This window comes from Microcoleus sp. N3A4 (genome assembly GCF_036701805.1).
In the GTDB taxonomy this organism is placed as follows: domain Bacteria; phylum Cyanobacteriota; class Cyanobacteriia; order Cyanobacteriales; family Microcoleaceae; genus Microcoleus.
In genome coordinates this window covers 31355-41325 of the sequence record NZ_JAUBRJ010000038.1, presented here as the reverse complement: position 1 = coordinate 41325, position 9971 = coordinate 31355, and the positions used below count along the sequence as shown (strand labels likewise).

General features: G+C 45.9%; 7 protein-coding genes. 2 read left to right on the top strand and 5 right to left on the bottom strand.

The window, feature by feature from the left end; genetic code table 11:
- Window positions 1-185 precede the first annotated feature (185 nt).
- From QUA56_RS21295 to QUA56_RS21285, 3 genes are all read right to left on the bottom strand, one after another.
- The gene (locus QUA56_RS21295; RefSeq protein WP_333361211.1) at window positions 186-389 is read right to left on the bottom strand and encodes a hypothetical protein; all 204 of its coding nucleotides are present in this window, start codon (window positions 387-389) and stop codon (window positions 186-188) included.
- Between the two features lie 188 nt (window positions 390-577).
- A complete protein-coding gene (locus QUA56_RS21290) occupies window positions 578-1450 on the bottom strand; it encodes a M48 family metallopeptidase (RefSeq protein WP_333361209.1) in 873 nt (290 codons plus the stop codon).
- 165 nt (window positions 1451-1615) lie between these two features.
- A complete protein-coding gene (locus QUA56_RS21285) occupies window positions 1616-3382 on the bottom strand; it encodes an EamA family transporter (RefSeq protein WP_333361207.1) in 1767 nt (588 codons plus the stop codon).
- 686 nt (window positions 3383-4068) lie between these two features.
- Between QUA56_RS21285 and QUA56_RS21280 the strand changes: the two genes are divergently transcribed.
- Both QUA56_RS21280 and QUA56_RS21275 read left to right on the top strand, forming a co-directional pair.
- A complete protein-coding gene (locus QUA56_RS21280) occupies window positions 4069-7404 on the top strand; it encodes an amino acid adenylation domain-containing protein (protein ID WP_333361205.1) in 3336 nt (1111 codons plus the stop codon).
- A 287-nt stretch (window positions 7405-7691) separates the two neighbouring features.
- The gene (locus QUA56_RS21275; RefSeq protein ID WP_333361203.1) at window positions 7692-9128 is read left to right on the top strand and encodes a PepSY domain-containing protein; all 1437 of its coding nucleotides are present in this window, start codon (window positions 7692-7694) and stop codon (window positions 9126-9128) included.
- A gap of 180 nt (window positions 9129-9308) precedes the next feature.
- On the opposite strand, the gene QUA56_RS21270 is transcribed toward QUA56_RS21275, so the two are convergent.
- Window positions 9309-9440, bottom strand: a complete 132-nt coding sequence (locus QUA56_RS21270) for a hypothetical protein (protein ID WP_333361201.1) — start codon at window positions 9438-9440, stop codon at window positions 9309-9311.
- A 145-nt stretch (window positions 9441-9585) separates the two neighbouring features.
- The gene (locus tag QUA56_RS21265; RefSeq protein WP_333361198.1) at window positions 9586-9738 is read right to left on the bottom strand and encodes a hypothetical protein; all 153 of its coding nucleotides are present in this window, start codon (window positions 9736-9738) and stop codon (window positions 9586-9588) included.
- Between the last annotated feature and the right edge of the window lie 233 nt (window positions 9739-9971).

Below are 9971 nucleotides of genomic sequence, written 5' to 3'. Positions count from 1 at the left end.
ATGCTTAAAGTTTTCCGAGCTCAGGTTTTTTACATCCAAGTAGCTGATTATGTGTCTCAGCCTAAATTATTCCAGCTTAAAATTATACATCTTACGAGAACATATTTGCAGCACTTCGACCGGGCGCGATCGTTGCTCTTACCAGGGTACAAATCGCGAGATCCTTGCCTACTTTTGCAAGAGGTCTATTGTAAATCGAGATTAGAATCAAATTGTTCGCCTTGGTAAAGGTAGCTATTGTCGCTACTACCAGTTGAATTTAGTAGCTTACCATAAGCATCATAGTTGTAAGTATCAGTAATTTGTCCTGTCTCGCTACTTATGCTTTCATTATCCCCTTCGATCGACTCCCTTGATTGTACTGTATTTACCTGCAATCTGCTGTACAACGCTGTAACAGAGGTGTATAGGAATCGTGTGCCTGATTTCTATGACCGCTTAATGTTGAGCGCATCAGGCTTGTGGAACTTCTATTTAGATGCTAGAGAAATGTGGAAGAGCATCGGGAAAACCCTGTCTCAAAACTGGTTGTATTTCCCAACAACTCTATTAGAGACAAGTTGTTAGCATACGGAATTTACCAAGACGTTAGAAAATTCCAATCTTCTGTAGCGTCTGGGTCTAATAATAATGGTGGCGGTTGATTGGGTTGTTCGAGTAAGGTTTTATAGTCTCCTGAATCGACCCATTTTAGGAGTTCAGAAGCGCGCATCACGACCCAAGATTGCGTGGACTCGTTGAAACTGAGCAACTTAGTAAGTGTATCTTGAGACTCTACACTGTTTTCGCTAAATTCGCGCACTTGAACGAGGAAATCAGCGATCGTTTCCGGTGTTACATAGCAACTGGGTAAACCGCCAAGTTTCATCAACGCGGTAATCGCTACATCCACATCCTGACAAGCGAGTAACCCCGCCCGATCCGCTGTAAACCTTGCCATCATTAACCAATTCCAGAACGCCAGTTCTACCCCATTAGCCGCCAAACCGCCAAATCCTAATGTCGCTGCATTCACCCAAGTCTTTAAAAGCGGCATCACCATCGCTATTTGATGATAGAGCAAATGCTGACTCTTAATGTGGGCGACTTCATGCCCCAATACATAAATCAGTTCCTGGCTAGAAAGCCATTCGTAGGCTTCTAAATTCACCGTTATAATTGGACTTTCAATACCAATCGTAACGGTAATAATATGCCCCCAACCGCGAAACAAATATAAACCTGGACAAGGAGATAAATCAAGAATTTGACAAGTTTCTTCCAACGCCTGAGACAACCCCGGAAAATTGGTGGGAGTCACGCGAAAATCACTGCCCAAACATTGCAAACGGAGTAGGCGATCGATACCGTACTCATTCACTTTCTTGAGCAATAAAGAAACTCCAGGCATCTTTTCAAGAGATGCTAAAGCTTTGCGATCGAAAGGATGTTCGTAAGTCTCTGACTTCAATCCTAATAAGACTTTTTTCAGCCTAAATAGACCTCCTCTAGGAAATGTACCTGTTCTTCATCTCTTGATTCAGCAATGCCTAGATTTTAAATAGGATAGAGATCGGAACCCCGATTTTGAAAAAATCGGGGTTCCGATCTCTATTATCAAGGACAAATTATTGCCTTAACTAGCCTTCTTCTGAGGAGCCACCATGCGTTCCACACTCATAGCAGCCACGCTCAATGTCACCACAGCCATGCCGAGAATTGCCACAGGCTGCAACTTCTCATTGATAATTAGAAACCCGAAGAGTGCGGTCATCGCCGGCCCCAAAGTGCCAATTACTGACGCTAAGGCCGCCCCCGCAAACCGGATGGCAAAATTATTCAAAAGATAGCTAAACAGCGTCAGCACCCCTAAAACAACGCCTCCCACAATCAAACCGGGCCAAACATTTTGGTCGATTTTAGGAGCAAAATTTTCCGACAGGGGCACCCACAAACTCAGGGAGGAAAATACAAAAATCGCGGCGAAATTAACTAAACTAAAAGGAATCGGGTGCAGCTTGCCCGCGGCCATTTGCGTCAGCAATACGTAACCTGCAAAGGTAATCCCAGAAGCCAGTGCCGCCGTGACTCCCACCCCGACATTGCCGCCGCCGGGAGCTTGCGCCGCAAAACTGGGCGATCCAGCCAAAATCAGACCTGCGGTAATTCCCAACATCGCCAAAAAGCCGACTGTGCTGGGGCGAGCACCAAACAAGATCCAAGAACCCAGTACGGTGACGATCGGGTAAATAAAGAAAATCGTAATCGCAATCCCCGCTGGAATATTGCCGATCGCCAAATAAATCAAAACCTGAGACAAAAACAGAAAAAATGCACTTCCTAAAACCTTGCCCCACAAAGCTCGATCGCCCGACTGGAACAACCGCCTAATATCTTTCCACACAGAAGGATACAGAAATGTCGCCAATATCGGCATCAAAGCCATCACCACGATCAGCCGCATCAACAAAATTAACAAAGAATTTCCAAAACCTGGAGTCACCACCCCCGGAAATTCAAACAAGCCAAAAACCATCCGAGGATTTTTGGTTTTAATCAAAATTCTTAAACAAACATTAAACAGCGACAATACCACCGCCGAAGACAAAGCCAGCACCAAACCTGCCTGCACTTGAGAAGATGCTTTAGCAGTTGCAGCAGGCGCTGAAGAAGGCTGTGGCACAGATTCCCGCGGCGCATCCGCAGGTGTTGGCAGCAGAGTTTGCGCGCGGACAGAATTAGTTGATTCCTCGGGATAGGAATCTTGAGCATCGAAAGGATTCTCAAGATATGCTTCTTCTTCTTCGAGTTCTTCCCTGATGCGGTTGACGAGATTTTGTAACAGCTCTTCCCCTTGCAGTTCAAGGGTTTTCATGTTGTTGAGCCGCACCGACAGCTCGCTTTCGTAACTGGTTAAATCTTGTTCCAGCATCTGGAAACTGCGATCGATCCTTTCATCCAGCGCCGCCAACAACTCCGAGGCTCGTTCGTCGTAGTTGCTCGGCGGCAGGGGTATCGGGAACTCACCGCTGGGAATCGGGCTGCTGAGAGAATGTCCCGAGTTAGCGCTGAGTTCGTTGAAGCGCTGCACCAACAAATCTTGCAAATTGTGAGCCAAAACTTGAGCCAACTGCTTCAGCCACAATTGCTGCTGCTGAATGTATCGCCCCGACAGAGATTCCATTTGCTGAGACTGCAATTTGCGATATTGCTCCCGGAGGTCTTCAATATCGTCAATCAGGTGATTTTTTTCAGTTTGCAGCCGAGTAATGTCTTGATTTAACTGGCCTTTAACATTTTGATGCAAAGCGTCCAGTTCTTGCATTACTGAGTGGAGGACTTCTTCTGCTGATTGTGCATCCTCTGGCTCGCCCTTTGACGAGTATACGTTCCGCTGCGCCATTAGCCTATAACCTCTAATTTAAACTGCACGTTCAGTGTTCTTAAGTATTTTGGCCAATCAGGTCGCAAGTTATAGTGAGTTGATCTAAAAGATTGCGAACACTGTTTAATCAATAGTAGTCGCTCAGTTGGAGATGTGAAAAATTTGCGTGAAGCAAAGCTATCCCGAAGGGAATCGCCCCAAGAACACTTTGTGCAATTAGAAATCATACTACAGCTTGACCTCTCCACGGATTGCTCCCGGTAATTCTCGCATCTAACTCACCCGATTGCACCCGAATCACAAGCCTAATGACCCCTTCTGCGACTAAATTTGATTGGGGGGTGGCACTCCTAGCCCCTCAACGGATAACTCGATCGTACAGCCAGAAACCCGGTTTCTTTTGTCCGCGTCTCTCCCGCACTCCCGCACCCAGATTTATTATATTAAAGGTTCCGATCTTTTGCTCGCGAAAGTTTTAAGAGGCGATCGCACCGTCAATCGATTTTAGATTTTAGATTTTAGATTTTAGATTGAAGCATTGAAGCATTGACCCCACGGATAAATTCGGGGGCCAGTTTCTCGGATACAGGTTTTTTATTTCTCCACGGATGAATCCGCGGGCTTGTATCCTGAATGCTGTCGGTCAAAAAGCCCCCCCGCGCCATCAAAAAATTAACACACCTCATCCCCCAAGAGCAATAGATATGGCATCAGAAATTTATGACAATTCCTTTACAAACGATCGACAAAAACTGAATATTTCCTCAGAAACCGAAGTCTTTGTCTTTCCGGCATCATTTGCCCAGCAGCGGTTGTGGTTTCTCGACCAATTCTCACCGGAAAACCCTTTCTATAATGTAGTAACAGCCCTGCGCTTAACTGGTTCCCTCAACTTAACAGCCTTAGAGCAAACCTTCAACGAAATAGTGCAGCGCCACGAAACTTTGCGAACGACTTTTGCCGCAGTATCAGGGCAACCAGTGCAGATAATATCTCCCGCTTTCAAGACTAATTTAAAAGTATTAGACTTGCAAAATTTGCTGCCAGAAAAACGGGAAACAGAAGCAAAAAAACTCGCCGCAGCAGAATCTCTTCGCCCTTTCAATTTATCCACCGGGCCGCTGATGCGAGTAACCATCCTGCGGCTGACAGAAACCGAGCATATTCTCTTGCTAAATATGCACCACATAGCCTCCGATGATTGGTCGATCGGTGTGCTAATTCGAGAAGTGGAGGCTATCTATACAGCTTTGATCGATCGAGAGCCATCTCCCCTACCAGAATTATCACTTCAATATGCCGACTTTGCCGAGTGGCAGCGCGAATGGCTGCAAGGTGAAGTATTAGAAACTCAGCTAGCTTATTGGCGGCAGCAATTGCACGGAATTTCTGTGTTAAATTTGCCGACGGATCGCCCTGCACCAGCTAGGCAAAATTATCGCGGAAAAACTCAATATTTAGAACTGCCTAAAAAGCTGAAGGACGCACTTTTAGCGCTCTCGCAGCGAGAAGGAGCGACTTTGTTTATGACAGTGCTCGCAGCATTTCAAACTTTGCTTTACCGCTACTCCCAGCAAGAAGATATTGTTGTCGGTTCGCCGATCGCCAATCGCAACCGCAGCGAAATAGAAGCATTAATCGGTTTTTTTGTCAATACTTTAGTGCTGCGAACAGACTGCTCGGGAAACCCGACATTTCGAGATTTTTTGGGCCGGGTGCGGGAAGTAACCCTGGGAGCTTACGCTCACCAAGATTTGCCTTTTGAGAAGCTAGTCGAGGAATTGCACCCAGAGCGATCTCTGAATCGCCACCCGCTGTTTCAGGTTGTATTCGGGCTGCAAAATGCGCCGCTGGACGAGCTAGAATTGCCAGAATTAAAGTTGAGTTCTTTTCCTTTGGAGACTCAAACCACGCGCTTTGATTTAGAGCTGTATTTGTGGGAAGCTTCCGATAACTTTAGGAGCAGATACGGCGAACATTGGGAAGATTCGGAAGGTCTCAGAGGCTTAGCTGTGTACAATACAGATTTATTTGATGAAGTTACGATCGCCCGAATGCTGAGGCATTTTAAAACGCTGCTGGAAAGCATTGTTGCTAATCCAGAACAAAGAATTGCTAACTTACCTTTATTGAGCGAGGATGAAGTGAATCAATTATTTAGAGAATGGAACGATACTCGGACAGATTATCCTCAAAATAAGTGCATTCATCAGTTATTTGAAGAGCGAGCCCGGCAGCATCTGGAGGATGTCGCCCTAACTTTCGACAGCCAGCACCTCACTTACAGAGAACTCAACAGTCGCAGCAACCAACTGGCGCGCTACCTCCAAAAACTGGGCGTCGGGGCGGAGGTTTTAGTGGGGCTTTGTGCAGAGCGATCGATCGACCTAATTGTGGGGATGTTGGCTGTACTGAAAGCGGGAGGGGCTTACCTACCGTTAGATCCGAGCTATCCGCGCGATCGGCTAAACTTGATGCTGGAAGATGCTCGAGTTAAAGTCTTGCTAATTCAAGATAAATTGATTGAGAATTTCCGAGACTTCTCAAACTCGGTGATTTACTTCGATCGCGATTGGGAAGACATAGCCAAAGAAAGCGCCGAAAATCCCGCCAACACCGTAACAGCAGACAACCTAGCTTACGTTATTTACACATCTGGCTCAACAGGAAAACCGAAAGGAGTTGCTGTCACCCACAAAGCAGTAAATCGGCTGGTACTCAACACCAACTATATAAAAATAGAACCTACCGATAAAATTGCCCAAGCATCAAACGCTTCATTCGATGCAGCCACATTCGAGATTTGGGGAGCCTTGCTTAACGGCGCTCAACTCGTGGGAATTAGCACAAATATTACCCTTTCGCCTCACGATTTAGCCTTAGAACTGCGCCAACAAGGCATCACCGTCTTATTTTTAACAACTGCCTTATTTCAACAAATTGCTAGAGTTTTACCGCAAGCTTTTAATTCGCTGCGCTGCTTGCTGTTTGGCGGAGAAGCCGTCGATATGAGATGGGTTAAAAAAGTTTTAAAAGAAAATCCAACCACTCAATTAATTCACGTTTACGGGCCTACAGAAAATACCACATTTTCGGCTTATTATTGCGTGCAAGACGTACCCGAAACCGCAACATCTATCCCCATCGGCCGCCCGATCGCCAACACGCAGATTTATCTCCTCGATGCGGATTTGCAGCCGGTGGCGATCGGTGTTATAGGTCAATTGTACGTCGGCGGTGACGGATTGGCGAAAGGCTACCTCAACCAGCCAGATTTAACTGCTGCTGCATTCGTTCCCAATCCTTGTAGCAATAAACCTGGTTCGTACCTTTATAAAACAGGTGATTTAGGCCGCTATTTAGCTGACGGCAACATCGAGTTTTTAGGTCGCATTGACGACCAAGTAAAAATTCGCGGCTACCGCATCGAATTGGGAGAAATTGAAGCGGCTTTGTGCCAGCATCCACAAGTGCGCGAAGCAGTAGTAATTGTGAGGGAAGACATCCCAAATGATAAACATTTGGTAGCTTATGTTATTCCTGACGGCATTAATGAAAAATCCGAAACTCAAAATCTAAAATCAAGTGACTTGCGCCAATTTTTGAAAGAAAAGTTACCAGGATATATGGTTCCTGCAACTTATGCAGTGTTGGAGAAGATGCCGCTGACGCCTAATGGCAAAGTAGACCGCCGCGCCTTGCCCGATATAGATACAGACAGCGAGGATCTAACAGAAAATTATGTAGCGCCTAGGACTGAGCTCGAAGAAATGCTGGGAAAAATTTGGGCTAAAGTTTTGGGAAAACAGCAGGTTAGTATCTACGATAATTTCTTTGAACTAGGCGGGCATTCCCTGCTAGCAACTCAGTTAATTTCTCGCATCCGAGACGCTTTGCAAGTTGAGTTACCGGTCAGCAATTTGTTTGAGGCTCCGACTGTGGCCAGTCTGGCAAAATACATTGAAACAATGCGCTGGGCCGCGAAAGGTTTGGATGCTCCCAGAACCGACGAAAAAGAGCGAGAAGATGTGGAATTTTAAGGGCTTACATAATTGCGGGATGATTTTGATTGTTTTGTGGAATGACCAAGAATTTCAAAGGTGGTACCCGCCACGCGATCGAACCGTGGAATCAATCCAAAATCTAAAATCGAAAATCCTCAAGCCCCCGCATTTATCCGTGGGGTCAATCGAAAATCTAAAATCTAAAATCTAAAATCGATTGACCGTCCAAAAGTGGGGAGCATCTCTGTTTGACAGCCTGTCTTTTGACATTGTTCATACTTGTGTATCACAATGGTTTTTTGTCGATATTTTGGCAAACGACAATGAGTAAATTGAACAGCGTTTTGAACCCTTCACTGGTGGCTGAACCTCCCAGTAATCGTTTTTATCGCACCGTTTGGCGATGGCACTTCTATGCAGGCTTGTTTGTTATTCCTTTTATGCTGATTTTGTCAATCACAGGCATCATTTACCTGTTTAAACCGCAATTAGATGCTGCGATGTATCACCAGAATATGTTTGTGCAGCCTGCGGATGCGGTGATGCCTTATACTCAACAGGTGGCAGTTGTTCAACGAACTTATCCTGATGCCAAAGTAACAAAATTTACGCCGAGCGTTGCGTCTAATCGTAGTGCTGAAGTGACGATCGCGACTAAAGATGAAAGAACACTAGCCGTTTTCGTGAATCCTTATACGGCTAAGATTTTAGGCGATCGCGATGAAAACAATAATCTCCAAGCGATCGCACGCAAAATTCACGGCGAACTGATGATCGGAAAATTGGGAGATTATATAGTAGAGCTTGCTTCGTGTTGGGGGCTTGTGCTGCTGATTACGGGATTGTATCTGTGGTTGCCTCGCCACAAAATAACTTTTTTTGGAACACTGATTCCGCGTGTGTGGAGCCAGAATAAGCGGGTATTTTGGCGGGACTTACACGCCGTTTCGGGATTTTATGGGGTATTGCTAATTGGCTTCCTCATCCTCAGTGGACTACCCTGGACAGGTTTTTGGGGAGATACCTTCGCTCGTTTGTCGAACTACTACCCTGCACAAATGCGGGATAACGTGCCTCAATCGACAACACTCACAGGCTCCCTCAATCAGCAGGGCAATCAAGTTGTGCCTTGGGCCGTAGAGCAATTACCAATTCCTAAATCGAGTACGCCTAGATATGAGCATCATTCAGGACACAACGAAGTTATCGAGCGAACTCTTGCTGATACGTCCGTAAATCTAGATTCTGTTGTAAATTTAGCTCAAGAAAAAGGCGCACCCCCTGGATTTAGTGTTAGTTTTCCAGAATCCAAAACGGGTGTGTATACGGTTTCGGCATTTCCAAATAATCCGGCGCAAGAAATCACTTTGCACATCGATCGATACAGTGGCAAAGTATTAGCAGATGTGCGGTGGAAGGATTACGGGTTAGTACCCAAAGTCGTATCAATGGGAATTTCAATTCACATGGGAAAATATTTTGGATTGAGCAATCAACTACTGATGTTGTTTGCAGCCTTAATTTTGATTGTGCTTTCAGTCAGTGGTACGGTGATGTGGTGGCAGCGTCGTCCGAAAGGGACGGGTTGGCTCGGTGCGCCTGCAATGCCCACCCATGTTCAGGGATGGAAAGTGCCACTCGCAATCGTTGCTGTTTTAGGGATTGCCTTCCCGCTTGTAGGACTTTCACTCGTCACCGTTCTGCTGTTGGATTATTTCGTGTTGGCTCGTATTCCTGCCCTCAAGCGCATTTTCAGTTAAAGGTGGGAGGGTAACAAAGAGGTCTAGGAACTAGACCGAATCAGTGCGTAGGTTGGGCCCCGAGGGAACGAACCCTCCGTTTCACTCCGCCCAACATTTTCGCTACAATTTTCCTTAAGGAATGAGAATTAAATAACTTGCATTTTTTGTAGGTTGGGCCCGTGGAACGAACCCTCCGTTTCACTCCGCCCAACAATCAAGAGCGGCTACCCGCTGAACCGTACCCGTCCGGGTCGCCTTGGATTCGTCAGTACCGGGGCGGCGGAACAGCGGCAAACTGATAAAGCGGCAGCCAACAGACCAAAGAACCATCAACACTCCGCTGACTAAGTAGGAAATCCCTACAAGTGCGCCGATGTACCATTCGTAAATAATGTATATATAGCGGTTCTCAGAAAGATGAGGTACGTAGTTGGGCTTTAGCCCTCTTACTTTAAGTGGTTATATAATCTATCAATCATACCTCATCTTTTTGAGAAAGGCTATACCTCCGCCAAGGACTCCGATCGACAGCAGTCCCACCAGCCATAGGAACAGGAAATTGAAGGGCATGAACGGCATAAGCTGAAACCTTGGGTAGGATTGTGGTTGCGGATTCAAACAGAATCATACTCAGGTTAGACCACAGTAAGCAAGCGGTAAGTTAAGCTCTTAATTTGTGCGCTGGTTGAATTTCTTTTATTGATTTGCCCAAGTAATGACCGAAAGCATCCAGGATACAAGCCCCCGGATTCATCCGTCCAGAAATAAAAAACCTGTATCCGATGAAAGTTGCCCCCCGAATTTATCTGTGGGGTCAATGCTTCAATTCTTTAATCTAAAATCTAAAATCTAAAATCGATT

What these genes read in the sequence shown, in the direction of transcription:
- QUA56_RS21275 (WP_333361203.1), top strand. Translation starts at nt 7,692, where the DNA reads ATGAGTAAATTGAACAGCGTTTTGAACCCTTCACTGGTGGCTGAACCT.
- QUA56_RS21265 (WP_333361198.1), bottom strand. Translation starts at nt 9,738, where the DNA reads ATGATTCTGTTTGAATCCGCAACCACAATCCTACCCAAGGTTTCAGCT.
- QUA56_RS21270 (WP_333361201.1), bottom strand. Translation starts at nt 9,440, where the DNA reads ATGGTTCTTTGGTCTGTTGGCTGCCGCTTTATCAGTTTGCCGCTGTTC.
- QUA56_RS21280 (WP_333361205.1), top strand. Translation starts at nt 4,069, where the DNA reads ATGGCATCAGAAATTTATGACAATTCCTTTACAAACGATCGACAAAAA.
- QUA56_RS21285 (WP_333361207.1), bottom strand. Translation starts at nt 3,382, where the DNA reads ATGGCGCAGCGGAACGTATACTCGTCAAAGGGCGAGCCAGAGGATGCA.